Origin of the sequence: Extensimonas soli, from assembly GCF_029211265.1 — a bacterium.
Lineage (GTDB): Bacteria > Pseudomonadota > Gammaproteobacteria > Burkholderiales > Burkholderiaceae_C > Extensimonas > Extensimonas soli.
On the sequence record NZ_JARGEL010000026.1, the window covers coordinates 35,441 to 61,078 of the forward strand.

Annotated in this window: 22 protein-coding genes; 7 read left to right on the top strand and 15 right to left on the bottom strand. The window is 65.2% G+C overall.

All coding sequences use genetic code 11. The features are described from left to right. Window positions 1-7 precede the first annotated feature (7 nt). The 15 genes from PYV55_RS12520 to PYV55_RS12590 all read right to left on the bottom strand — a co-directional run bounded on the left by PYV55_RS12520 (window position 8) and on the right by PYV55_RS12590 (window position 12,507). Window positions 8-361 carry a hypothetical protein gene (locus PYV55_RS12520; RefSeq protein ID WP_203787849.1) on the bottom strand — a complete coding sequence of 118 codons (354 nt, stop codon included), beginning with the start codon at window positions 359-361 and terminating at the stop codon, window positions 8-10. Next, the gene (locus PYV55_RS12525; protein WP_061959008.1) at window positions 358-1,764 is read right to left on the bottom strand and encodes an integrating conjugative element protein; all 1,407 of its coding nucleotides are present in this window, start codon (window positions 1,762-1,764) and stop codon (window positions 358-360) included. The genes PYV55_RS12520 and PYV55_RS12525 overlap by 4 nt, the downstream gene beginning before the upstream one ends. A 10-nt stretch (window positions 1,765-1,774) precedes the next feature. Then, entirely contained in the window at window positions 1,775-2,719 is a 945-nt protein-coding gene (locus PYV55_RS12530; RefSeq protein ID WP_061959007.1) for a TIGR03756 family integrating conjugative element protein, read from the bottom strand. After that, window positions 2,716-3,165 (bottom strand): TIGR03757 family integrating conjugative element protein, encoded by a 450-nt coding sequence (locus PYV55_RS12535; RefSeq protein ID WP_061959006.1) that lies wholly within the window; start codon window positions 3,163-3,165, stop codon window positions 2,716-2,718. Before PYV55_RS12535 ends, PYV55_RS12530 begins: the two co-directional genes overlap by 4 nt. Before the next feature lie 153 nt (window positions 3,166-3,318). Continuing rightward, on the bottom strand, window positions 3,319-3,813 hold the full coding sequence (gene radC, locus PYV55_RS12540; RefSeq protein WP_059301319.1) for a RadC family protein: 495 nt from the start codon (window positions 3,811-3,813) through the stop codon (window positions 3,319-3,321). A 195-nt stretch (window positions 3,814-4,008) separates the two neighbouring features. Further along, the gene (locus PYV55_RS12545) at window positions 4,009-4,752 is read right to left on the bottom strand and encodes a DsbA family protein (protein WP_275851723.1); all 744 of its coding nucleotides are present in this window, start codon (window positions 4,750-4,752) and stop codon (window positions 4,009-4,011) included. A gap of 13 nt (window positions 4,753-4,765) precedes the next feature. Then, window positions 4,766-7,654 (bottom strand): conjugative transfer ATPase, encoded by a 2,889-nt coding sequence (locus PYV55_RS12550; RefSeq protein ID WP_275851725.1) that lies wholly within the window; start codon window positions 7,652-7,654, stop codon window positions 4,766-4,768. Then, on the bottom strand, window positions 7,654-8,088 hold the full coding sequence (locus PYV55_RS12555; protein ID WP_004254902.1) for a TIGR03751 family conjugal transfer lipoprotein: 435 nt from the start codon (window positions 8,086-8,088) through the stop codon (window positions 7,654-7,656). The genes PYV55_RS12550 and PYV55_RS12555 overlap by 1 nt, the downstream gene beginning before the upstream one ends. Further along, window positions 8,069-9,502, bottom strand: coding sequence for a TIGR03752 family integrating conjugative element protein (locus tag PYV55_RS12560; RefSeq protein WP_275851729.1), 1,434 nt, complete (start codon window positions 9,500-9,502; stop codon window positions 8,069-8,071). The genes PYV55_RS12555 and PYV55_RS12560 overlap by 20 nt, the downstream gene beginning before the upstream one ends. Further along, complete coding sequence (locus tag PYV55_RS12565; RefSeq protein ID WP_275851731.1) at window positions 9,492-10,406, bottom strand: TIGR03749 family integrating conjugative element protein; 915 nt, start codon at window positions 10,404-10,406, stop codon at window positions 9,492-9,494. Before PYV55_RS12565 ends, PYV55_RS12560 begins: the two co-directional genes overlap by 11 nt. Next, window positions 10,403-11,095: a PFL_4703 family integrating conjugative element protein gene (locus PYV55_RS12570; RefSeq protein ID WP_275851732.1), complete on the bottom strand. Its 693-nt coding sequence runs from the start codon at window positions 11,093-11,095 to the stop codon at window positions 10,403-10,405. Before PYV55_RS12570 ends, PYV55_RS12565 begins: the two co-directional genes overlap by 4 nt. Next, the gene (locus PYV55_RS12575; protein ID WP_275851734.1) at window positions 11,092-11,502 is read right to left on the bottom strand and encodes a TIGR03750 family conjugal transfer protein; all 411 of its coding nucleotides are present in this window, start codon (window positions 11,500-11,502) and stop codon (window positions 11,092-11,094) included. The genes PYV55_RS12570 and PYV55_RS12575 overlap by 4 nt, the downstream gene beginning before the upstream one ends. Before the next feature lie 12 nt (window positions 11,503-11,514). Further along, window positions 11,515-11,883 carry a TIGR03745 family integrating conjugative element membrane protein gene (locus PYV55_RS12580; protein WP_021248605.1) on the bottom strand — a complete coding sequence of 123 codons (369 nt, stop codon included), beginning with the start codon at window positions 11,881-11,883 and terminating at the stop codon, window positions 11,515-11,517. A 22-nt stretch (window positions 11,884-11,905) separates the two neighbouring features. Continuing rightward, window positions 11,906-12,145 carry a TIGR03758 family integrating conjugative element protein gene (locus PYV55_RS12585; RefSeq protein ID WP_003294214.1) on the bottom strand — a complete coding sequence of 80 codons (240 nt, stop codon included), beginning with the start codon at window positions 12,143-12,145 and terminating at the stop codon, window positions 11,906-11,908. Continuing rightward, window positions 12,142-12,507, bottom strand: coding sequence for an integrative conjugative element protein, RAQPRD family (locus PYV55_RS12590; protein WP_275851742.1), 366 nt, complete (start codon window positions 12,505-12,507; stop codon window positions 12,142-12,144). Before PYV55_RS12590 ends, PYV55_RS12585 begins: the two co-directional genes overlap by 4 nt. A gap of 1 nt (window position 12,508) precedes the next feature. On the opposite strand from PYV55_RS12590, the gene PYV55_RS16370 reads away from it, so the two are divergent. The 7 genes from PYV55_RS16370 to PYV55_RS12625 all read left to right on the top strand — a co-directional run bounded on the left by PYV55_RS16370 (window position 12,509) and on the right by PYV55_RS12625 (window position 25,569). After that, complete coding sequence (locus PYV55_RS16370) at window positions 12,509-12,931, top strand: helix-turn-helix domain-containing protein (RefSeq protein WP_472924680.1); 423 nt, start codon at window positions 12,509-12,511, stop codon at window positions 12,929-12,931. A gap of 59 nt (window positions 12,932-12,990) precedes the next feature. Continuing rightward, a complete protein-coding gene (locus tag PYV55_RS12600) occupies window positions 12,991-15,870 on the top strand; it encodes an SNF2-related protein (RefSeq protein ID WP_275851744.1) in 2,880 nt (959 codons plus the stop codon). A gap of 80 nt (window positions 15,871-15,950) precedes the next feature. Beyond that, window positions 15,951-16,937 carry an AAA family ATPase gene (locus tag PYV55_RS12605; RefSeq protein ID WP_003141003.1) on the top strand — a complete coding sequence of 329 codons (987 nt, stop codon included), beginning with the start codon at window positions 15,951-15,953 and terminating at the stop codon, window positions 16,935-16,937. 17 nt (window positions 16,938-16,954) lie between these two features. Continuing rightward, window positions 16,955-19,300, top strand: a complete 2,346-nt coding sequence (locus PYV55_RS12610; RefSeq protein WP_237717435.1) for a S8 family peptidase — start codon at window positions 16,955-16,957, stop codon at window positions 19,298-19,300. Beyond that, window positions 19,300-21,090: an AIPR family protein gene (locus PYV55_RS12615; protein ID WP_275851748.1), complete on the top strand. Its 1,791-nt coding sequence runs from the start codon at window positions 19,300-19,302 to the stop codon at window positions 21,088-21,090. Before PYV55_RS12610 ends, PYV55_RS12615 begins: the two co-directional genes overlap by 1 nt. Window positions 21,091-21,100: 10 nt before the next feature. Next, window positions 21,101-22,834 (top strand): site-specific DNA-methyltransferase, encoded by a 1,734-nt coding sequence (locus tag PYV55_RS12620; RefSeq protein WP_275851750.1) that lies wholly within the window; start codon window positions 21,101-21,103, stop codon window positions 22,832-22,834. Further along, the gene (locus PYV55_RS12625) at window positions 22,834-25,569 is read left to right on the top strand and encodes a DEAD/DEAH box helicase family protein (RefSeq protein ID WP_275851752.1); all 2,736 of its coding nucleotides are present in this window, start codon (window positions 22,834-22,836) and stop codon (window positions 25,567-25,569) included. The genes PYV55_RS12620 and PYV55_RS12625 overlap by 1 nt, the downstream gene beginning before the upstream one ends. Window positions 25,570-25,638 lie beyond the last annotated feature (69 nt).

The window sequence follows — 25,638 nt, forward strand, 5'->3', positions numbered from 1 at the left end:
CCCGGTCTCAGCCGTGCCGCAACAGTTGGCTGGCTTCCAGCGCGACCACGGCGATCACGGCCGCGATCTCCGTGCGCAGCAGGCGCTGATGCGTCTCGCGGGACGGCTCCCGCCGCAACAGGCGCCGGCGCATCCACCACCAGCCGTAAGCCGTCGCCCCGTAGAGGCACAGCCGCCACGCGAAGAAGTGGCCGGCGTGCGCCTGCAGCCAGTGCTGCCAGCCCTCGACGCCGCCGACCACGTGGATGCCGGCGATGTTCACCGCCACCGCCGCGGCCACCACCAGCAAGGTCCACAGCAGCGCCACGCCGACGCGGCGGTTGAACAGCCATGGCAGCCGCAGCCAGGCGAGCCGGCTCATGGCGTACCGCTCCGCGGCTTCTGGACTTCCCGCAGACGGTCGCGCGTGGTGTCGCCCTCGAAGACGCCGCGCGAGCCGGCAGCGCGGGTGCTGTGGCGCTGGATGATCGCCATCGCCGAGTTGCCGGCCAGCGTGCGGCGCAGCTCCAGCTCAGTCTTGAGGTTGTTGATCTCCTGCTCCAGCGCGCTGTTCTCCTGGTCGACCGCCTGCACGGCCAGCTCGTTGGCGGCGACGTTCGGCTCCTTCTTGCCGGTCAGCAACGTGCGTTGCAGCAGCAGGGCCTTCTCCAGCACGCTGGACAGCGCCGCCTCGGACGCGAGGCGCCGGCCCAGCACGTCCTGGTCGGGCTCGTCACGCAGGGCCTCGATCACGCCGCGAGTGATCGGCAGCGAGCTGCTGCCGGCTGCGTCGAGATTGGTCGGCGTCGTCGGCCGGGCGCCCGTCACCAGCTCCTGCAGCACCTGCAGCTTGGTCTCGTACTCTTCCTGGATCACTGGCGTGAGCCCGACGCCAGGCGTGGTCTGGGTCTTCGTGCAGTTTTCGCAGGTGCGTTGCTCGCGTTCGCCCAGCACGCGGTTCGCAAAGGCCGCGGCCGCGCCAGGCGACGACCATGTCTGGCAGGTCAGGCGGTTGCCGCAGGCGCTGCGCGCGATCGACGAGGTATCGGTGGCGCTGCGCCCGTTGAGCAGGTTGTAGCCCGCGCGCGTCACATCGCCGACCACCTTGATCGAACTCTGACCGGAGCCGCCCGCGTTGCCGCCGCCGACCCATGGCACGCCGTTGTTCCCTTTGTTGGACTCGGCCTGCTCGATGGCGGAGACAGCGTCGGTGCTGCTGACCGCATCCCGCAGCGCCATCCCCTCGGCGAGCTGGTCCCAGCCGGCTTGGCCGCCGGCCATGTCCGCCATCCGATTGGCGATGGCCCGGCAGGTCATCTTCGAGCGGTCGAAATCCAGGCGCGCCTGCAGGATGCCGTTGGTGAGCAGGTTGTACAGGCCCGGGTCGGCGCGCTGGATGATCAGCGCCGGCAGCGAGGCCACGGCGCTGGTGGCGTTCTGGATCACGTTGCTCATGATCGTCTGGAAGCCGTTGGTGATGCCGTTGAGCTGGTTCTGCAGCGTCGTGGTGATGCTCATGTCGCCGCAGATCAGGTTGCTGTTCCAGCCGACGCCGACGCCGATGCTCTGCATGTTGCCGGCACCACCCATCGACACGGCCCGGCCGCCGCCGATGCTGTAGAGCACGTCGTCGCCGATCACGCTGCCGCTGACGTTCACGCCATTGGGATCGATGCGGGTCTGCGCCCAGGCGACGCCGACGACCAGCGTGATGGCCGCCACGAGCAGCGTGGCCCGCAGGGGCGATTTCGCGCGGCGCAGGAAGTCAGGGAGGGAGGCGTTCATCGTGGGTTCCTCACATGAAATCGACGCTGCCGAGGAAGACCTGGCCACGGCGCCGGCAGCAGGAGTACGGCCGCCACAGGGCCCAGGCGTAGTCGCCTCGCTGGGCCTGCACGCGGGTGCGGCTGTGCGGGAAAACCACGCAACTGTTCGAGAGCGTGGGCGTCAGCTCCTGCCACTTGCCCGTCGAGGCGTCGGTCTCCATCAGCGCGCCGGCCGGCCAGTAGCCGTCGCGGGCGTTGGCCAGCAGAGGCTGGTACACGTGAATCTGGTTGCGGCGCGTCACAATGTCGCCCGCGCGCTGCGCGACCACGGCGCCACTCTTGTGGTCGTCGGTCTGGTGCAGGAAGCCACCGCGGGGATACACGTTGCCCCAGAGGTTCAGGCCGGTGCGCGTACCGATTTCGCGCCGGCCGGGGATGAGCGCTTCGGGGTAGAACGCTTCCGGGATGTTGTAGCGCCAGGCGATCGTGTCGAGCGTGCTCAGCAGATACGGCATGAAGGCCGTGCCAGCGCCTTCGCAGGTGTAGCCGGAGGCGCTGGCGAACTGGCTGAACACCATCCCGGCCGGATGGCCGATGACATCGGCGTTCTTGAACTTGGCGAGGTTGTTCTCGTTGTCGTGATTGGTCGTGCCGTCACCGCCCGCCTTGGCGGTCGGGTTGGGCATGCTCATCGCCCTGACTTCCAGCCACGGGTTTTCGCCGGTGTTCGAGTAGCTCGAGACCACCGCATCGGGGACGTAGTGGCGCACCTTGACGGAAGTGCGAACCGAGCAGCCGAAGGGCGTGCAGTACAGCCAGTAGCAGATTCCGACCACGCGGTATTCGAGGCAGTCGGGGGACAGCGCCGACGAGACGATGGTGGCGGTGTCCAGGGCGAACGTCGATGTGGCCGCGCTCAGCAGCAGCGAGGCGGCGGTGGCGCGCAGGCGCCGGCGTGCCAGCAGGAGGCTCATGGCTGCGTGCTCCGGTAGGCGTTGATGCGCGCGACGGCGCGGGCCACGTCGGGCTCGCCGTAGACCACGTAGCGTCGATCGACCACCACGGCGGGAATCTTGGCGATGCCCAGTCCCCAGGCATCCGCGACACCTTGATAGGCGTGGCCGATGCGGCGCTGCAGCGCCTCGCCGCCGTCATGCAACCGCTGCCGCACCAGGGCTGCGGCCTGTTGCGGGTCGGCCGGCAGGTGCGCGGCGAGTTCGGCCTCGATGCGCGTGGCCTGGTCCAGCTCGATGATCCGCACGCCGGCCGGGGCCTGCACCGGATGACGGCTGTCGGTGACGATGAGCACATCGGCGGCCGCCGCGATGGGAGCGAGCAGCGCGGCGCACAGTCCAGCGGCCAGCCTGGCGGCCAGGGAGCGCCGCGAGACGGCAGGAAGGTTGAGGAAATGAGCCGGCATGTCGCGTCTCCGAGGAGTCGATGCAGGCTCGTAGTCGAGCGCAAATGCAGATCAGGGAACGACAAAGAAACCGAAACCGGTCAGCCCCGATTCCCTGCGGACCGGCGAAAAGAAACGGGAGCCAAGGGCTCCCGTGGTGATGAATTGAGTGCACTACAACAAGCCGGCTTCTGCGAACGAGTACGGACTGCCCTTGCCGACGATGAAGTGGTCCAGCACCCGGACATCGACGGTGGCCAGGGCGCTCTTCAGCCGCTCGGTGATCGCACGATCGGCGGCCGATGGCTCGGTGGTCCCCGAGGGATGCTGATGCGCCAGGATCAGCGCCGAAGCGTTGAGCGCCAGCGCACGCTGGACCACCACCCTCGGATACACCGAAGTCTGGTCGACCGTGCCCTTGAACAGCGGTTCGAAGGCGAGCACCTGGTGCTGGTTGTCGAGAAACACGACGGCGAAGATTTCGTTCGGCTCCGCGACCAGTTTCAGGCGCAGGTAGTCGCGCACGGCGGCGGGACTGCCCAGCGCCGGACCGGCCTTGAACACGCGGTTCTCCAGCAGGGTGATGGCCTGCCGGATGATCCAGTCTTCGTGCTGGGCGGCGATCAGGGTGAGCGACTCCGGGCAGGAGTCGGCGATGACAAGAGACATGGCGAACCTCCAATGGATGAGATCGGAGGGCGCCTGCCCCAGGAGGGCAAACCCTCCGGGGGACGATGGGGATGGAACAGGTGACGAGCGGGCATCCACCACCGCGGATGCGGTGGCTGTTCGCGTCAAGGGATGCGATGCGAACGGGCTTCGATCAACGCGGACGAGCCGCGCCGCAGCCTTGAAGATCGATGGCTACCTGGGCATGTCACCGGCGACGCCGGCGGGCATGTCTGGGGAATGGGCGGGTTCGGCTGCGGTCGTGCTGCCGGCGGCAAGCAGGTCGATGGCCGACAGCAAGGCGTCGCCTTCGACGGGGCCGTGCAGCAGGAGGGTCTTGCCGGACTCGCGGTCGCGCAGTTGCAGGGCCGGCGTGGCCGCGATGCCCTGCTGTGCCGCTTCCGCCGCCTGGGCACGGATGACGGCATCGGGGCGCTCGCTGTCGAGACAACCCTGCATGGCTGGTGTGAGGTCGGGATAGCGCAGGCCTTCCGGCAGGCCCTGGCCGTCGCCACGGGTGTTCGCGTAGAGCCAGGCCACGGCCTGCCAAAACGCGGCGTGTCCGCCCGTCTCGCCCGCGCACTCGGCCAAGCGCGCCCCGGCAGTCGCGGCCGGCTCGTGCATGGACAGCGGCAGGTGGTGCCACTGCCAGTTCACCTCGGGATGGGCGTCGATCCAGCGCTTGAGCGCGGGGAAGTAGGCCCGGCAGTACGGACACTCCAGGTCGGCGTACCCGACCACCGTGAAGCGCGCATCGGCACGGCCATACAGCCAGGGCGGGCCGGCCGGTTTCGGCGCTTCGGACCCGGCGGCGACCAGGGACATGGACTCGGTTGCCGGATGCGGCGCGCGCAGCAGCATCCACGAGGCCACCGCAATCGTTGCCACGATCAGCAGACCGATCCGGGGATGACGGCGGGCGAAGGAAGGCATGCGCATCGTGTCGCTCCCGTCAGGCCAACGTATCCAGCGCCAGCGGTTCGATGCCCCGCGCACGGTCGATCTTCTCGGCCACGCGGAAGGCGGCATCCAGCTCGCTGATGCCGTGCTGCTGCATCAACTGGAAGCGTTCGGCCTTCTCCTCGGGCTCGGTCATCGCCATCGCCAGGTAGAGGCTGGGCGGCACGGCGCGGAACAGCACTTCCATCGACTTGGACAGGATGACGCCCTCGCTGAACTTGCCGGCCTCCTTGCGGGCCGAGAGCATCAGCGCCTTCTGCGAAGCGTTGAGTTCGCGGAAGCGCGCGATCTTTTCGACTTCATCGGGCGGCATCGACAGGCAGATCCACCACTCGATCATGTTGAGCATGGGCTCGGCCGCTTTCGGCAGGTCGTCCAGGTTCTGCGTGGCGAGCCAGAACCAGGCGCCGAGCTTGCGCCACATCTTGGTGATCTTGACCACGTAGGGCGCGAGCAGCGGGTTCTTCGTGATGATGTGGCCTTCGTCCGTCACGTTGATGATCGGGCGGCCCAGGAACTGGTCGCGCTCGGCGATGTTGTTGACCGTGTTGATGAGCGAGATATAGGCAATCGAGAGCTGGGCGTTGTAGCCCTCGCGCGCGAAGGTGGCCAGGTCCACGATGGTGATGTCCGCCTCGGGCCACGGCGTGCCGGACCGGTCGAACATCTCGCCGTCCACGCCCTGGCAGAACATATCCATGGCGTCGGCCATTTCCAGCAGCCGTGCGCGCCGCATCTCCGGCAGCGTGGCGTCGCGGGCGCGCTCGCGCAGCGCGTCGCGCACATCGCGCGTGAGCACCGTGCGCTTGTCCGCCACGCAATGCTGGGCCGCATCGAGAATGCACTGGCGGATCAAACTGCGGTCGGCGCGCGTCATGCGCGCTTCTTCCTTGTCCTCGCCGCCGGTGATCATCAGTCGTGCAGTGATCTCCAGCTCGCCGAGCACGTCGCGCTGCTCATCGCCTTCCACGGCCATGCCGGCATCGGTCTGGTCCTCGTCGAGCGCATCGGCGTCCAGCGTCTGTACCTGGCTCGGCGTATCGACCAGCCGCCAGGCGTCGGCGAACGGAGCCAGACTGACGCCCGCGCCGGGCGCGAGCTTCACGCGATGCACGGTGAGGCCCCGCCGTGCCGCGAAGTCGCCGAACAGGCCGAAGCTGTTGCCAGCCTCGACGATGAACAGGCGCGGCCGATAGATCGCCGTCACCTGGTTCAGGATGTTGTTGAGCGTCGCGCTCTTGCCCGAACCCGTGGGGCCGAACAGGAATAGATGCGCGTTCATCTGCCGGTCGAGGCGGTTCAACGGATCGAAGGTGATCGGGCCGCCGCCGCGGTTGAAGAACGTGATGCCCGGATGCCCCGTGCCCTGGCTGCGGCCCCAGACCGGCGCCAGGTTCGCCGCATGTTGCGCGAACATGAGCTGGGTGTACCACTGGCGCTTGTCGGCAGCCGGGTCGAACACGCACGGCAGCCAGCGCAGATAGCTGTTCAGCGGCGCTACCTCGTCCTCTTCGCGTACCGGTTGCAGGCCGGCGTTGAGCATCACGTTGACGAGCTGCAGGCCGCGCGCATCGAGCTGGGCAAGGTCGCGGCCGCGCAGGTAGAACGCCAGCGCGCCGCGGTAGAGCTTGTGCGCGCTGCCGATCAGGCCGCGCGCCTGCTGCACGTCCTGCCGGGTCTGCTCCGAGGCCAGGGTCTCGCCGACGGCCTTCCTGGCGAGGTGGTTGAGGTGCGCCTCCAGCACGTCCTGGGGCGTGGCGACCAGCGTCAGGCACATCACCGTGTCCTCGGGCATCTGGTCGAACAGCGCGTTCATGGCATCGCCGCCCTTGCGCGTCTCGCCCGTCAGATGGCCCGTCACGGGTGGCGTGCGCAGGCGATCCATCACGATCACCCGATGCGGCATGCCGTCGAAGAACCACAGGCCGTTGGGCACGTCCGAGCGGGGCTGGCCGAAGAACAGGCGCTGTGCGAAGTCGGTGCCGCTGGCGAGTTCGATCTCGCCCTCCTCCCGCTCTTCCGGGTAGCGGGTCAGCGCGTAGAAGCGTTCGCGGTCTTCAGCAGTGGCGCCGAGCAAGGTCGGATTCGGGTTGAACCAGCGCAGCAGCCAGGCGTGGATGTCCGCTGCGCCGAGACGCCGAGCCTTCACGCCGGCATTCGCCAGCCCGCCGACGAGGCGGTCGCAGATCGTGGTCAGCGCCTGCTCGGGCGACTGGCCGCGCCGCGGGGTCGGGGCCGCGGACGTGCGGCGGTAGACCACCATGCGCACGCGCCGGACCTGGCCGCGCCACGGCAGGCGCGTCACCGTGGTGTCCTCGAACAAGCCACCCGGCTTGGCGATGGCCCGCAGATGATGGGCGAAGAAGCGCAGGTAGAAGTCGCTGAACGCACTGCCCTGCGCACGCGGCTGCAGATAGTTCGCCAGGGAGCGCAGATAGTTGTCCCAGTCGGCCTCGTCCTGGGCATAGAGCTGCACCACCCAGGGGTTGTCGTCCAACTCGTCGAAGGAGTCCTGCAGGGCGTTCTCCAGCGCATCGCGCGCCTGCCACAGCCAGGCCATCTCGCGGCCCTCGGTGCCGACCGGCGCCAGCTCGAAGAAGGCCGCCACCGACTGGCCATCTTCCAGCAACATGCACTTGCTGCCGGGCAGGTACTCGACCCAGGGCAGCAAGTCCGCGAACGACGGCGCGACGCCATAGAGCGCATCGTGGTCGGCCTGGGTGGCCGGCCTGCGCCGGCCCCGGCCGAGCGCGCTGCCCGGCTCGGCGACACCCTGTACCGCCAGCGCCGTTACGTGCCGTGCCCAGGCATCATCGGCCGCATCTACGGCGTCAGCAGGCGATGCGTCGGGCTTGCGTGACCACGGCAGCGACCAGGCCATCAGTAGTCCTCCACGCGCTCGCCCGGCATCGCGTACTGCACGCGCTGGTAGAGCGGGAACACCGTGCTGTAGCCGGGCACCGGCACCGGGTCGGTGCCCGCCAGGTGCGGGAACACGTACATCACCAGGTCGGGGTTCGGCAGGCGGTGGAACTGGCGGTAGATCTCGTTCTGCGCGGTACGGGTGTAGCGCGCCTGCACGCCGGGCGCCGCCTGCACATCGGCCTCGACCAGCGGCCGGCGCAGGCCCTGGCGCGCATCGAGCAGTTGCCGCGCGGCCTGGCCGCCGCCCGCGCTGCCGCCGGTCTCCCGATGCCAGATGTCGAGCATGGTGCTGTCGCCGTGCGGCAGCAGCTTCTCCTTGCTGGTGGCGCAGCCGCCGAGCAGGGTGGCCGCCAGCAGCACGGCGGCCGCGTCAATCCAGATCCGAGGCATGGGCTTCTCCGGTGCGGTGGTGGACCCGACGCCCCTTGGCGTCGTAGTCGATGTCGAGCGGCTGCTCCAGGTGCACGGCCACTTTGGCGCCCGGCTGCACGTAGACCGCCGCGAAGGCCTGGCCGTAGAGCTTGTTGACCCAATCGGCCATGTCGCGCACGCCGCCCGCGAGGATGCGGCCCATCGCTTCGTTGCCGCTGATGCCGACGGTGCCCAGCGAGCCGTTGCTGTTGGCGACCACGGCCACGCTGCCGTTGTCGGACTTGATGAGCGAGGCCGCGCCGGCGCCGGCCGCGGTGATGAGCGCCTGGCTGCCCAGGTACTGCTGGGCGTTGCTGCGCCGCTCGCCGCTGACGCAGGGAATGCCGTAGGGGTCGCTGATCCAGCCCAGACCGCCTTGGATGCTGGCGCCGTTGTGCCCCGAGTTGCCGCCGCTGCTGCCGCCCTTGCTGCTGTCCTCCGGCACCGTGCGGATGGTGCCGTCCTGGAACACGAACGTGACCGAGCGGATTTGCCCGCGCACGCACGAGAGCGTCCAGTCGCCCGAGGCCGTGCCGCTGACCACGGCGCCGGCCACGTCGGGGATGTCGATGCCGTTGGCCGTGAGGTTGTCCGGGCCGATCAGCACCTTGAACGGATAGGGATCGTTGACGGTTCCATCGATCGGCACGCGCCCGATCAGCGCCGTCATGGCAATCGACCCCATGAGCGTCGAGTTCGACGGCACGGTGTAGACAGCCTTCGTGGATGCGCCCACCGCGCGGCTGCCGACGTCGGCGACGGATTCCACTGCGGCCGACAGGCTTTTCTGGGCCGGCCCGAAGCTCAGGGGAAAGCCCGGCTCCTTGTTGCCGTTCTTGGCGTCGACCTTGGCGTCGTCGGGCTCGACCCACTGCGTGCCACCGGCGCCGCGGTTGAAGCGCTTGCCGTCACCCTCTTCCAGCCCCAGCCCGACGGGCAGGTCGGACGGGCCACCCTTGCCGGAAAGGCCGTCCAGTTGCCGCTGCAGATCCTGCAGCAGCCCCTGGGTCTGCTGCCTGTCGCTGGCCACCTGGGTGCGCTCCTGCTCCAGGCGGTTGCGTTCGCCTTCCAGCGCGCTCTGGATGCGTTGGTCGATCGCGCTTTCCCGCGCACGCAGGCGCTCGTTCTCGGCCTTGTGCTGCTTGTTGTCGCCGAGCGCGCTCTGCAGCTCGGTGCGCAACTGCTTCACCTGGGCCACCAGCGTGGCGACGGTATCGCGCGGCGTGTCGCCAGCGATGCCCAGGGCTTTCATCTCCTCGGGCGTGAGCGTACTGGCCGCGCCCTTGGGTGCGGGCTGGCCGCCGGGCGTGCCGGAGAACAGTTTGATGCCGACGAACACCAGCAGCAGCGCCATCGGGATCAGCAGCCACTTGAGCAGCGGATTACTCTTCATCGCGCGCTCCTCCGGTCGAGCCGGCCGCGGCGGCCGGCGGCAGGTTCACGGTGGCGTCGATCGGGCTCAGCGCCGGCAGCAGCGACTCGGCCAGGCCGTGGCCGCGCGTGACCAGGTAGAGCACCGTGGTGTCGGACGCGGTGCCGGCCGGCCCCAGGTTCGGATGCTGGAAGGTCGCCGCCACGAAGTTCCCCTGCAGGGCGCGCGGGTCGAGGTCGAGCCAGCGCGCCGAGGTATTGGTGAGTCGCACGGCCGTCACCCACTGGTCTTCCAGGCGCCACGCGGCCAGTGCCCGCGCGTGCACCGGCAGCGTCGGCAGCAAGGTGTCCAGCGCGAGGTCGCGACGCAGGTTCACGCGCCCGATGCCGGCGACCGGCTCGACGGTGCGCAGCGGCGCGTACAGGTTCTGCGCGGCATGGCGCGTCAGCACGACCGATACCGGCGTTTCGCGCCGGGGAACGGATTTGTCTGCGGGCGCATCGGCCTGCTCGTCCGCGCCACTTGCTGCACCGCCGCCGTAGCGCTTCGCGGGGGCCTCCGCTTCCACGATGCGCACCGGCTCCAGTGGCGCCTGGCCGTCCTTCGCCGGCTCGGCGGCGATGTCGAGCAGGATCAGCGCGCCGGATTCCACGTCCTGCAGTTGCAGCCGCGTGGGCGGAATCGGCTCGCTCGCCCGCAGGTAGATCGCGCCGCCCGCACTCTGCACGCGCAGATGGTCACCGACGCTGGCCGGCACGCCGACGCGCACATTGCGGTCGATGAAGACCACGCGCTCCTGGCCGACCACCAGCGGCACCGGCAGGGGCAGCCGCTCCCAGCGCAGGATTTCCACGGCCTGGCTGGCCGGCACGAAACCGAGGATCAGCAGGACGCCGGCCAGGGCCGACAAGGCAATGGGCTTCATGGGGGGTCTCCCTGCAGGTGGCCGGAGGCGTTGGCGGGCGCGCCGGCCTGGGGTGGCGTCGGCGGCGTTTCGATGCGCTGGGGTGCGCTGGCGTAGCAGTCCAGCGCCAGGCCGAAGGGGTTCCGCTCGGGGTCGATGTCCAGCCGGACGACCTTGATGGGGTAGCGCACCAGGGCGCGCTTGACCTGCTCGGAGCCGTAGTATTCGTCCGCGCTCACGTCGAGCGTGACGATCCAATCGCGGTCGGAGACCATCTTGACGCGCGAGGCCGGATCATCGCCGTAGCCGCGGCCGGGAATCTCGTAGATGCCGCGCACGCGCTGACGCAGCTCGCCACTGGCGCGCCGGTACTCGTAGTCCTGTTGCAGGAAGGCCCGGCAGCTCGGCGTCAGGTAGGCCGACAGCGCGCGCAAGTTGCGCGGATAGTCCTCTTCGCCGTTCGTGGGCCAGCGCTGTACCTGCTGCCAGATGTAGAACGAGAAGGCATACACGCTCTCGGGCGGCACGTCCCACCACTTGCGCGTGCTGCCCGAGCGCAGATCCGGCGGCACATGGATGGTGAGACTCTTCGGCGCACTCCACCAACCGAAGCCGAGCAGCAGCGCCACCACGAACAGCGCGCCGGCCCCCAGACGCAACGTCTTCACGTGCGCCTGCAGGTGCGCAACCTCGTTCCTGAAACGGCTCATGGCGCACCTCGATCGGCGTTGCGCCGGTTAGTCCAGTAGCCCGAGCGGGTGATGAGGCGCTGCCCGCCCAGGAGCGCTGCCAGCGCCGGGTGCCGCAATGCCAGCCGCCACTGGAGCTGCCGGTACAGCCAGGTGTCGGGCCGGCCGCGCTTCTGCGCGCGCAGAAAACCACCGCCGACGAAGACGCCCAGCGCGATGCCGGCGACGATCAGCGTCGGCACCATGGCGATGCTGTGCGTGAGCCAGGCCAGCGGCAGGCCGAGCGCGAATCCGGCGGCGGCCGACAGGCCGGCGCAGATCCACAACTCGTCGGCGGTCAGCCCGCGCACGACCACCGGCTGGCGGTTCAGCCGGTGCGGCAGGAAGGTCACCAGCATGTCGCGCGGGGTCTCCGGAGGTACGGCCATCGCTTGCCGCCCTCACAGCACGCCGGTGGCCTTGGTGAGCAGCCAGATGCCGACCACCAGCAGGATCGCGCCCACGGCGACCGTCAGGCCGAACTGGCCCCAGGTGGCGCGGCCGGTGTGGATCTCCGAATAGCGCGTGTAGGCGTGATAGCAGACACCGACGAACATCGAGGCGACCACGAGCAGCGCGATCAGCAGCACGATGTCGTAGCCGTAGTTCTGCAAGGTCTGCAGGATGCCGCTGCCCTGGCCGCGCGATGGGTCTTCCATGGTCGGCAGGCCCTGCGCGAAGGCCGACAGCGGCAGGCCTGCGAGCGCCAGCGGCAGCAGCGGTGCGGCGATGCGGGACGGAATGCGATGGGGTGTCGGTGGCATGTTCATGGCGTATGGCCTTTCGTGACGGTCAGGAGAGGAGGAAGAAGGTCAGTACGAGGTACATCGCCACGAAGCGCACGACGACGGCGAGGAACTGACGTTCAGTGATGCGGTGCTCGGCCCAGCCGACGTAGGCGGTGCGCATGGCCCACACGCCCCACAGCAGCAACACGGCGAACACGAAGCCCAGCACCACGGCAGCGACGGCCGAAGGCGCAAAGCCGCCGTTGGCCTGGAAGGCGGCGACCTGATCGGCAGAGGGCGTCATGGCGACGGCTCCTCGTCGTCGGCGCGGTCGCGGTGGACGTAATCGCCGGCCAGCGGGACGGGATCGCGCGGCTGGGCGCGCTGGGGCACGAGGTAGTCCTGCAAGCCGGCGCGAACGCGCTTCAGGTCGGCGCGCAGTCGGGCGTAGTCGAAGTGGTAGCGGGCGCGTTCCTGCGGAGCGGTATGGGCGGCGTGCTCGGCGAGGCGGTCGATCAGGTCGAGTTGGCGGGCGAGCGCGGCGAGCTGCTCACGCTCCAAGGCGAGGCTGTCGGCGGCGACGGCAGGCTGCAGCGCCGAAAACGACACAGCCAACACCATGGCAAGCGCAGGCCATGCGGATGTGCGGCGGTTGGTCTGTCCCATCGTGCCATTCCCCGTTGAAGCGGATGGCCAGATGCTGTGGCGCGCTCTCGCTTTGCGCCGCAGGGAATGGGAACTACGGCATGACCGGATTTGTTGGTCGCGTTGGCCGACATTCGCGCAATGCCTGGTGGATTTCTTGTTGGCTAGCGCCTACCACCCTTTTGTAGAATTGGGCAAACTTGGCAATCCAAAGTCACGAAAGACCAAACCAGATGGTTTTCAGATGAGTGAAGTCGAAAGCGAGATCCTCACGCTGGAGGAAGTCGCGGCCTACCTCAAAGCCGGCAAACGGACGGTCTATCGCCTTGCCCAGAAAGGAGAGATTCCGGCGTTCAAGCTTGGGGGAACCTGGCGCTTTCGCCGCTCGGAGCTGGATCGGTGGATCGCCGAAAGCATCAACAAGAAGAAGCCGGAGGCCGAGTGAGCGCGGACCATGCCAGCCGCCGAATCACGCTCGGGGAAGAACTAAGGGGAGGATCGCCGTTGACGACACAGCAGCTTCTGACGCCGCACCAGAGCCAGTACTTTGCTTGGCTGCTGACCAGGCGTGCAGCAGGCGACTCGGTGGAGTCGCTGGCTTCGACTTTGGTCGATTCGCAGGTCGATCTGAATCCCCATCAGGTCGAGGCCGCGCTCTTCGCTTGCCGCAACCCCCTCTCACGCGGCGTGATCCTCGCCGACGAGGTTGGTCTAGGCAAGACCATCGAAGCCGGCTTGGTCATCTCCCAACGCTGGGCGGAACGGCGGCGGAAGGTGCTCATCATCGTTCCAGCGAACCTGCGCAAGCAATGGCACCAAGAGCTGCAGGACAAGTTCGGCCTGCAAGGACTGATCCTCGAAGCCAAAAGCTACAACGCGATCCGCAAACAGGAGCAGCGGAACCCGTTCCTGTTCGCCTCCGGTCCGATCATCTGTTCCTACCAGTTCGCGAAGGCCAAGGCTGACGATGTCAAGGGCATCGACTGGGACTTGGTCGTCCTCGACGAAGCGCATCGCCTGCGCAACGTCTACAAAACCAGCAACGTCATCGCCAAGACCCTCAAGGAGGCGCTGTCGCGCGTTCACTCCAAGGCGCTCCTGACCGCGACGCCGTTGCAGAACTCGCTGCTCGAACTCTATGGGCTGGTCAGCTTCATCGATGACCGCGTGTTCGGAGACCTTGATAGCTTCCGCTCGCAATTCACTGGCAGAGAGCAATCCTTCAGCAGCCTGCGTGACCGGCTGGCCCCCATCTGCAAGCGCACCCTGCGCAAACAGGTTCAGCCCTACGTGTCGTACACAGCGCGCAAGGCCATCGTCGAGGAGTTCACGCCGTCGAGCGAAGAGCAGGAACTTTCCAGGCTCGTCGCCGATTACCTGCGCCGCCCCAACCTCAAGGCCCTGCCCGAGGGGCAGCGCCAACTGATTTCGCTCGTACTATGGAAGCTGCTCGCCTCCAGCACGCACGCGATTGCGGGTGCGTTGGAGACGATGGCCAAGCGTCTCCAGGGTGTGCTCGACGAAGTCACCGAGGCTCCCGATCTGGTCGATGAACTCGACGAGGATTACGAGTCGCTCGACGAAACCGCCGATGAGTGGAGCGACCAAGACTCAGATGTCGAAGCATCGAGCCGAACGGAACGCGAGGCCATCGCGCAGGAGATCGACGAGCTGCGCCACTTCAAAGCGCTGGCAACCAACATCCGGGACAACGCCAAGGGCAAGGCGCTACTCACCGCGCTGGATCGCGCCTTCGCCGAACTGGATCGGTTGGGCGCGGCCCGGAAGGCCATCATCTTCACCGAGTCCAAGCGCACGCAGGAATACCTCCTCAACTTGCTGGCCGACACGCCATACGGCGACGGCATCGTGCTCTTCAACGGCACCAATAGCGACCAGCGTGCGCAGGCGATTTACAAGGACTGGCTGAAGCGCCACGAAGGCACCGACCGCATCACCGGCTCCAAGACTGCCGACACCCGTGCGGCACTGGTCGAGCACTTCAAGGAGCGTGGCAAGGTCATGATTGCCACCGAGGCCGGAGCCGAAGGCATCAACCTCCAGTTCTGCTCGCTCGTCATCAACTACGACCTGCCGTGGAACCCGCAGCGCATCGAGCAGCGCATCGGGCGCTGCCACCGCTACGGTCAGAAGCACGACGTGGTGGTGGTCAACTTCGTCGACCGCAGCAATGAGGCCGATGCACGGGTGTACGAGCTGCTGTCGCAGAAGTTCCAGCTCTTCGAGGGCGTGTTTGGGGCTAGCGACGAAGTGCTGGGTGCCATCGGCTCCGGTGTCGATTTCGAGCGGCGTATCGCCGAGATCTACCAGAACTGCCGAGAGCCCGAGGAAATCAAGTCCAGCTTCGAGCAACTCCAGCTCGACCTCTCCGGCGAAATCAACGAGGCGATGGTCAAGACGCGCCAGGTACTGCTTGAGAACTTCGATGAGGAGGTGCAGGAGAAGCTGCGCATGCGGGCCGACGACAGCCGCAACGCGCGCAACCGCTTCGAGCGCATGCTGATGGACTTGACCCGCGCCGAACTGGTCCATTGCGCCGCGTTCGATGACGACGGCTTCGATCTCCGCCACATACCGACTGGAGTCGAGCACGGCGGCCTCGCGGGCATCGAGCTGGGGCGCTACGAATTGCCCCGCCGCTCCGGCGACGCGCATCTATACCGCATCAATCATCCGCTGGCGCGATGGGGCATCGAGCAGGCCAAGGCTCGCGCACTCAACGGGGCTCGTCTTGTGTTCGACTACAACGCCCACGGTGCAAAGATCAGCACGCTTGAAGCCTGGCGCGGCAAGGCCGGATGGCTCACCGTGAAGCTAATCTCGGTCGAGACACTCGGCAACCAGGAGCAACATCTGCTGGTTGCGGCGGGCACGACCGACGGCGTCGTGCTCGCGGAAGAAGACCCGGAAAAACTGCTGCGCCTGCCCGCGACCACGCAGGCGGCCAGTCTGTTCAACGCCCCTGATGCCACCCTGCTGGCCGACGTGGAAGCCCGCAAGACCGCACTCCTGCGCGACGTCAACGAGCGCAACCTCGGCTACTTCGAGCAGGAAGTCCAGAAGCTGGATGCCTGGGCGGACGACCTGAAGCTCGGTCTGGAGCAGGAGATCAAGGAGATCGACCGCGAGATCAAGGAGGTGCGCCGAACCGCCGCGGCCTCGCCGACGCTGGAAGAAAAGTTGTCATGGCAGAAGAAGCAGCGCGAACTGGAGAGTAAGCGCAGCAAGCTGCGCCGCGAGTTGTTTGCCCGGCAGGACGAAGTCGAAGCGCAGCGCAATGACTTGATCAGCCAGCTTGAAGTGCAACTCCAACAGCAGGTCGAGGAGCGCACGCTGTTCACTGTCGAGTGGGAGCTGGTGTAATGACTAATCAAGTAGCACCGTTAGACCTGCGCATGACCAGGCCGCGGTTGAAGCGTGCCAAGAATTGAGGAGAGCGAGATATGGCTAGCGGAAAATTACTGCGGCAACTCATCAAATCGGGAACGCAAGGCGATGCTTCGGGCTTTCGCGCGGCGTCCGAGGCAGTGATCAAAGAGGAGCGCGAGAAGAACCATCATCTGCTCGCAAATGACCTTGAGCGTTTACTTTACGGCGATCAGGCAACGGTCGGGAAGAGTGCGCGGAAGCTGCAAAGTTTGCCCAGCGTGCCGACAAATAAAGACAACGGCCTTGCGCTACTAGAAGAGCGTGCCGTGATTCGAGAGGAGAAAGACATCATTCTCTCGGATGCTTCGCAGTCGGCACTCGATGAAATCCTGATGGAGCACAACCGGACGGACGTGCTTCGATCCTATGGCCTGCAACCCGCGCAGAAGCTGTTGTTTTGCGGGCCTCCCGGCTGCGGCAAGACGCTGGCCGCCGAAGTCATCGCGCATTCCCTGTCCATGCCGCTCATCCTCGTTCGGCTGGACTCGGTCATCTCGTCGTTTCTGGGAGAGACGGCCGCCAATTTGCGCAAAGTGTTCGATTACGTCGCAACGCATCCCGTGGTCGCATTGTTCGATGAATTCGACGCCCTGACCAAGGATCGTGGCGACAGCGCCGATCATGGTGAGCTCAAACGCTCCGTAAATGCCGTCTTGCAGATGATGGACGGTTATCGAGGCGAGAGCATCCTGATCGCCACCACCAACTACGAAACCTTATTGGACAAGGCGGTTTGGCGACGCTTCGATGAGGTTGTGCGCTTCGAGATGCCGAATCTGGAGCAGATCAAACGCTTGTTAGCTCTGAAACTCTCCGGTGTCCGCCGCAATTTCGAGCCCGACGATGGCCAGGTGGCATCCGTGTTCAAGGGCATGTCGCACGCCGACATCGAGCGGGTTCTTCGGCGCTCCGTCAAGGAAATGATCCTGTCCGGCCGGGAGTTCCTGGAGAAAAGCCACCTCGATACCGCGCTTGCCCGTGAGTATCGTCATAAGAGTTAAGGGATGGAGGGGGAGGCATGGCCTATGAACACTTGCGCTTGGAGCGAGAAGCGCCCTCAACGGAGCGCCATCCGAGGCGTCATCCGGGAATTCGCCCTCCTGCCGATCCGAGAGCGCATGGTGCCGCGTTAGCCGGGCGGCTCGACCAAGCGCGGCAACGTGCGATGGCAGAGGACGTCGGCGGGTTCGACGACCGTAAGCTGCTCAAGATTCGGCTGCGCGCGGGCGACAAGAGCGTGCCCGCCTTCGATGCCATTCCTGGCGTGGAGATTGTCAGCCAGGAAGATGAATCCATCGTGCTGGCATTCGCCACTGATGACGGCTTGAGCGAGTTCGAGAGCCGCCTGGCCACCCTTGCACGTGATGGCGTTGTTACACGCAAGGAACTGTTCTACGTCATCGAAGACTTCGACCACTGGACACCCCAGGACCGTACCGGCGCGGCCTTGCTTGAGCAAGGATTTCCAGCCGCGCCAACCTTCATGCTCGATGTCGAACTATGGCCCCAGGAGCGACAGGACAAGCGCCAGCAAATGGTGCGTGCCTTTCTCGACTGGTTGCATGCACAAGGCATTGAGCGGCTGGACGACATCCAGCAACCCTCGCTCGTCATGGTCCGTGTGCGCTGCAACGGTGCGCAGGCCGAGCAGATCTTGCACCATCGCGATGTGCGCACTGCCGACCTGCCGCCCCGCTTGGGTGTGGCCGTACAACTGCTTCATACCGACATCAACCAATTTCCTCCGATCGATCCCCCTTCTGACGATGCTCCGTCCATTGCCGTGCTGGATTCAGGCTTGACGCGCGGACATTCGTTGCTCGGCGCAGCGGTCGGCGACGCGCAGGGCTACCTCGCACCGCATCGCAGTGCGGATGACACCGATCCCCACTGGCACGGCACCTTCGTCGGCGGGCTTGCGTTGTACGGCGATGTCCATAGCGCTATTCAGCAAGGGCAGTTCGTCCCGCAGCTTCGCCTGTTCTCCGGCAAAGTGTTCGAAGACGACGGACAAGACCAAACTGAGTTCGTCGAAAAGGCGGTCGAGGAAGCCGTGCGCGAACTGCATGCGCAATACGGCTGCCGGGTCTTCAACCTAAGCTATGGCGACCTGAACAAGGTCTACGATGGCCGTCATGTGCGCGGGCTCGCCTACACGCTGGATCGGCTGACGCGTGAGCTGGGGGTCCTGTTCGTAGTACCAGCGGGCAATTTGTTGTCATCCCAGTTGCCAGCCGATACACGCGCGAGTTACCCGGACTACCTGTTCGAAGGCCACGCCCGCCTGCTGGACCCCGCCACATCGCTCAACGCGCTGACCGTTGGCGGCTTGAGCCTGAACGAGGCCACACGCAATGCACAGCGCCATCCCAACACGATTGAAGACCACGTGTTGGCACGGGCGGAGCAGCCGTTTCCATTGACTCGCAGCGGCCCTTCTGCCAGCGGCGCCATCAAGCCCGACGTGGTCGCGCATGCCGGCAACATCGCCTTGCGGCGCACTGGAGGTGGCACAGACCATGCCGGTCTGGGAGTGGTGTCGCTCAACGGCGGCTTTGCCTTGGGGCCGGCGTTCAAGGAAGACATCGGCACTAGCTACGCCGCCCCCCAAGTCGCCCACCAAGCCGCGCGGCTACTGGCCGAAGTGCCCGACGCTTCGCCCAGCCTGCTGCGCGCACTGATCGGCGCCCATGCCCGCTGGCCGCAAGCCTGCGAAGCGCTGTTGAACCCCGGCAACAATGCTGAAGGCCGCGACAAACTCCTGCGCCTCGTCGGGTATGGGCGCGTGGACGATGCGGCGCTGTTCCGCTCGCTTGATCACACCGTCACCCTGCTGGCCGAAGAGCGCGTCGGAAACGACCAGCACCACTTCTTCGAATTACCTCTACCAGACAGCTTCTGGGACGGTGGCCGCCGCACGCGTGAGGTGACCGTCGCGCTCGCCTACAGCCCTGCCGTGCGCACCACGCGGCTGGACTACCGAAGAGCCAAACTGTGGTTCCACCTGGTGACGGCTGGCAGCCTGGATGAGGTCACCCAAGCCTACCGGCGCAATCGGGAAGAAGGCATGGGCGAACGCGCCAACGGCCGCTGGCTACCCAACGACACCCGCAAGAACGGCACGTTGCAGGTCTCTCGATGGCGCTTCAAACAGGCGCTGGCCAACGGTCACAAGGTGTTCGTCGTGGTGACCCGGCAAGACAGCCTTTGGTCCGATGGGCGCGATGGGGACGAGCCCTATGCCGTCGCCGTGGTGCTGGCGGATCGGGAGCAGGCCAACGCTCAGCTCTACGCCCAGGTGCAAGCAGCGCTGCAAGCGCGTGCCCAGGCACGTGCGCGCGCTCGGATTGGCGGGAGGGCCTGATGCCGGCGCTCGAACCTCAGTACTTGGCCATCTTGAAGCAGGTGCTCGCCGCCCGCTTCGTGCCGTTCCTGCCGCCATTGCTCGGCAACGTCAATCCCGCCGATCACGCGGCGAAACAGCTTTCGCGGGCCTTCAGCGCCTTCGTCCTCCACAAACTGCTCGACATTACGCCGCAGGTGGCGGCCGCCTCGGTCGTGGATGATTTCAACGACAAGGGCATCGACGCGATCCACTACCACGCGCCGTCGGAGACTCTGTACCTGCTGCAAACCAAGTTGAAGGAGTCCGAGCAGTTCAAGCAGGAGGATGCGCTGCCGTTCTGCGAGGGCATTCGCCTGTTGCTCAAACAGGACTTCACCGCGTTCAACGGGAACGTCCTAAATCGGAAGGCTGATATCGAGGGCGCACTCGATGCGTGCAGCCACATCAAGCTGGTCGTGCCCTGCACCGGCGATGGTGTATCGCAAACGGCCCGCGACGCCTTGCAGGCGCTGCTCGACGACGAAGCCCTGGACGAAGAGCGGCTGGTCAAACAGGTGGAATACTACACGGCAACCGAGATCGCCCGCGATCTGTTGGCGGAGCAGGCCTACCAACCCGTGCACACGGATATCGCGTTGCAGAAGCACGCGAAAGTCGAAAGCCCGCGAGCCACGTACTACGGTGTCGCGCGGCTGGCGGACTTGGTGGCCCTGCATCAGACGCACGGCAAGGCCCTGTACGAACGCAACATCCGCTACTTCCTCGGCAGCAGCAAGTCTGATGTTAACAAGGCCATCAAGACGACCTTGCATGACGCCCCGGCGGACTTCTTCTACCTGAACAATGGCGTCACGGCCGTCTGCGACCTGATCGAGCCGAAGGCTAACAAGAATGGCGTCAAGAAGTTCAAGGTGCGCGGCTTGTCCATCATCAACGGCGCGCAGACGGTGGCGTCGGCTGCCGAGTTCGTGCGCCAGCATCCGGGCAAGAGCATCGATGACGCCAAGGTGATGCTCACTTTGATTAAGGCATCGGCGGACGGCCAGTTTGGGAAGAGCGTGACCAAGGCTCGCAACCACCAGAACCCGGTGCAGACCGCGAACTTCGCCTCGCTGGACGAGAACCAGGAGCGGCTACGGCAGGAGATCGCCCACCTCAGCTTCGATTACCACTATCGCCCCGAGGCCCTCGCGACCGGCCCCAAGGCCATCACGCTCGATGAGGCTCTGCGGGCAATGGCCTCGCAACAGAACGACCCACGCTACGCCGTATGGCTCAAGAGCGAACCGGTGCGGCTCGCCAACCCCGACTCCACCGAGTACCAGGCGCTGTTCACTGCCGCGCTACCGGGCGTGACGCTGATCAATGCGGTCCTGTGCCACCGCGCCATCCGCGCCCTGGTGGTGGATTACGAGCAGAAGGCTCCAGCGCGCAGCCAGGAACGTCTGATCTACCGTCACGGCGTACACGTCATCACAGCCGTCATGATGAAGCGCCTGCGCAGCCGCATTGGCACGGCGGCCGTCATCGACCCGGCAGCGATTCCCGCGCTGATCAGCCAGCCGCTCGATCAGCTCCGGCAGCAGGCTTTCGACCTCGGCCAGCAACGACTCGTTCTTGAGGGGCCGCTGGCTTACTTCCGCAACCAGGGCAACGTCGCCGCCTTCCTGGCCGACCTGATGGAAGCACATTTTGCGCTGGGTGCCGATCCGGCCATAGCGCCACTACGCAATATTCAGAATGCAGCGGACGCGTATCCGCGCAAGCGCCTGATCGCCTACTTGTCGAGCCGCGCGCCACAACTATGAGAGCAACGCCATGAGCAAGCAAAAACTAGAACTCACCTGGATCGGCAAGGAGAAGCGTCCCAAGTTGGAGCCGCGCATCCTGCTGGAAGATCCGGAGAAGTCCTACCACGCTAAGCATCGCATCACGGACAACGACGTCTTCGATAACCGGCTGATCTTTGGCGATAACTTGCTGGCGCTAAAAGCACTGGAGCAGGAGTTCACTGGGAGGGTCAAGTGCGTCTACATCGATCCACCGTACAACACCGGATCAGCCTTTGCGCAATACGAAGATGGGTTGGAGCATTCGATATGGCTGGGTCTGATTCGTGAGCGTCTGATCCTTCTACGGAACTTACTGATAGACGAGGGAAGTTGCTGGATTCAGCTTGACGATAATGAAGCTCATTACTGCAAGGCGCTGGCAGATGAGATATTTGGCCGCGAGAACTTTATTGCCAACGTTATATGGAACAAGTCCTACGCGGTTCGCAGCAATGCTCAATTTTTTTCATCGGCCCATGAGCACATCTTGGTGTACGCAAAGGACAAGACGCGCCTGCGTTTGAATCAATTCGGACGCTCGGAGAAGCAGAACGAGCGGTATAGCAATCCTGACAACGATCCGAAAGGGCCGTGGCAATCCGTCACTATGACAATCAGCCTTGTTGGCGGAGCGCGTGGTAGGCAGTATGCGAAGACAGGCGTCTCCGAGAATATTTTTGAGGTTACGTCTCCAACCGGAAAGGTGTTCTTGCCACCACCGAATCGATGCTGGAGTCGCAACCCAAGCGGATTTAGGAAGCTAGATGCCGAAGGGCGAATCTACTGGGGTGCATCAGGGGAAAGCGCCCCTAGGCTGAAGATGTACCTGAGCGAAGCGGCGGAGGGAGTCATCCCAACGACGCTGTGGGCAGATGGAGCAGAGTTCGGGCACAACCAAGACGGCATTCGAGAGCTGAGAGCGTTAGGGATTGGGGACTTTCCTACCCCTAAGCCTGAGAAGTTGATTTCCAAGGTTATCTCTCTCGCTAGCGATCCTGGCGACCTCGTTCTGGATTCCTTCGCTGGTTCTGGCACCACCGGCGCGGTCGCGCACAAGATGGGCCGCCGCTGGATCATGGTCGAGTTGGGCGAGCACTGCCATACGCACGTCATTCCGCGCCTGAAGAAGGTGATTGACGGAGAAGACGATGGCGGTATTTCCGAGAACGTCGGCTGGAAAGGTGGGGGCGGCTTTCGGTACTACAGCCTTGCCCCTAGCCTGATCGTCAACGACCGTTGGGGTAACCCTGTCATCAACCCGGAGTTCAATGCCGCGATGTTGGCCGAGGCGCTGGCCAAGCTGGAAGGCTTCAACTACGCGCCGTCAGAAACGCACTGGTGGCAGCACGGCCACTCCAGCGAGCGCGATTTCATCTATGTCACCACGCAGAACCTGTCCGCTGAGCAACTGCAAGCCCTGTCCGATGAAGTCGGCCCGGAGCGGAGCCTGCTGGTGTGCTGCGCAGCTTTCCACGGAGTCACGGCGGCCAAAGCGGCGGAGCGCTGGCCGAACCTGACGTTGAAGAAGATTCCGAAGATGGTGCTGGCCCGCTGCCATTGGGGCCGTGACGACTACAGCCTGAATGTGACCAACCTGCCGATGGCGGAGATTGAGAAGACCGAGCCTGCGGCCTCTGGCAATAGCGTCAAGAACACTAAGAGCAGAAAAGCGGCCCTCGCCAACGCGGGACAGGGCGGCCTGTTTGGGGAGAACGAATAATGAGCACCCGCGTCCTGCACGCCGTTACCGGCCGTCTGTCTCTCCGCCCGCCCCAGGCCGAGTCCCTCATCAAGCTCGCTCGCGCGCTCGATGCTGCGCCCGAGCTATTGGGTCACGAGCGTGATGTCTCGGCCATTCTGTCCACGTTGAAGGCCGAGTTCAGCACGCTGGAGGACTTCGAGCGCGAGTTCCCGTCGCTGTGCTTCGCGCTGGCCACGGGCGTGGGCAAGACCCGCCTGATGGGAGCCTTCATCGCCTACCTGCATCTGGCGCACGGCATCAAGAACTTCTTCGTGCTCGCTCCCAACCTGACGATCTACAACAAACTCATCACGGACTTCACGCGCAACACGCCAAAGTACGTGTTCAAGGGGATCGCCGAATTCGCGCAGCAACCGCCGCTGATCATCACCGGCGACAACTACGACCAGACCGGTGCGGCGGTAGACGAGCAGTCAATGGGCTTCGCTCACGACGTGCGTATCAACATCTTCAACATCTCCAAGATCAACTCCGAGGTGCGCGGCGGCAAGGAGCCGCGCATCAAGCGGATGAAGGAAGTGCTTGGCGACAGCTACTTCAACCACCTGGCTAGTCTTTCTGACCTGGTGCTGCTGATGGACGAGTCGCACCGCTACCGGGCCAGCGCCGGCGTGCGCGCCATCAACGAACTCAAGCCGCTATTCGGTCTGGAAGTGACGGCGACGCCGTTCGTCGAGTCCAGCCGTGGGCCAGTCCCGTTCAAGAACGTGGTGATGGACTACCCGCTGGCGCGCGCGATGGAGGATGGCTTCGTCAAGGAGCCTGCTGTGGTCACCCAGCGCAACTTCGACGCCAAAGCGCACACGCCCGAGGAGATCGAGAAGACCAAGCTTGAAGACGGTGTGCGCCTGCACGAGACGACCAAGGTCGAGCTGCTCACCTATGCCCGCGAGAACGGCGTCAAGCCGGTCAAGCCCTTCATGCTCGTCATCGCTCGCGATACCACGCACGCGGGGCAACTCTTGGCACTTCTGGAGTCGGAAGCCTTCTACGAGGGGCGTTACCAGGGCAAGGTGATCCAGGTCGATTCCAGCCGTACCGGCGCGGAGGAAGAAGAGATGATCACGCGCCTGCTAGCCGTGGAGAGCGTGGACGAGCCGACCGAGATCGTGATTCACGTCAACATGCTCAAGGAGGGCTGGGACGTAACCAACCTCTATACCATCGTGCCGCTGCGTGCGGCTAATGCCCGCACGCTGATCGAGCAGTCCATCGGGCGCGGCCTGCGCCTGCCTTACGGCAAGCGCACGGGCGTCGCGTCGGTGGATCGCTTGAACATCGTCGCGCACGACAAGTTCCAGGAGATCATCGACGAGGCCAACCGCGGCGACTCGCCGATTCGCCTGAAGCACGTCATCCTCGATGCGCCGAGCGCCGACGACAAGAAGGTCAGCGTGCAGGTCGAATCAGGTGCATCGGCGCGTCTCGGTTTGACGGAAGCACCGGTCGTGGTCACAGGGGCTTCAGCCACTGACAGTGGAGCGGAAGTCCCTGTGCCCAAACCGGTGTTCACCACGGAGGCGGAGAGGCAAGCCGCACGAATGGTTATGGAGGTTATCGGCAAGTACGAGGTCAAGCGCGATCTGGTGCCAACCAGCAGCGCGCTGCTGAAACCCGAAGTGCAGAAGGAAATCCTCGCGGAGGTGGCAGAGCGGTTGAAGCCGCTGCAAGGCGAATTGCTCGCGGGCGTGGATGAATCAGTCCCCGCACTTGACTTGTCCGCCGTGGTGGCGAAGACCACCGAGATCGTGGTGCAGCAGACCATCGACATCCCGCGCATCGCGGTGGTGCCGACCGGCGAGGTCACGACCGGCTTCCACGCCTTCAAGCTGGATGTGAGCCAGCTCCATCTCCAGCCGGGCCAGCGCGAGATCGTCGGGCAGATGCTGCGGACCAACGAGCAGTTCACTCTGGCCGCCGAGGTCGGGCTCAAGGAGCAGCGCCCGGAGGACTACATCGTCCACGCCCTCGTGGACTTCGATGACATCGACTACTTCACCCACGCCGATCTGCTCTACGACCTCGCGGGCCAGATGGTGCAACACCTGCGCGGCTACCTGTCCGAGGACGAAGCCATCAGCGTCCTCGATCGTGACCGCCGCCTGATCGCACGGGAAATCCACGCGCAGATGATGGCCCACTTCTGGGAAGAGGCGACCGACTACGAGGTGCAGGTCAGTCGCGGCTTCACCGAACTCAAGCCGTGCAACTACACCGCCACGGCAGGTCAGACGGCCCACCACTTCCGGGAGACCGTGACCGAGACCAGCCGCATCAAGCAGATGCTGTTCGGCGGATTCGCGCGCTGCTTGTATCCGCTGCAGAAGTTCGATTCGGACACGGAGCGGCGCTTCGCCATCACCCTGGAGCGCGACGCCCTGAAGTGGTTCAAGCCCGCGAAGGGGCAGTTCCAGATCTATTACAAGCTCGGCACCGAGCAGCCGGAATACATCCCCGACTTCGTCGCCGAGACGGACGCGACCATCTTCATGGTGGAGACCAAGGCACGCGCCGACATCAACACCCAGGAGGTTCAGGCCAAGGCCGCTGCCGCCATGCGCTGGTGCAAGCACGCTTCCGATCACGCGGCGAACGTAGGCACCAAACCCTGGAAGTACCTGCTGGTGCCCCATGACGAAATCAACGAATCGAAACGGTTCACGGATTACCTGCGCTTTGAGGTCAAGGCGTAATTGAGTCGCCCTCGATCGTTCGGTGAGCAGAAGCGATTCCGGCAAGACACCCATGCGGCGGGAATGATG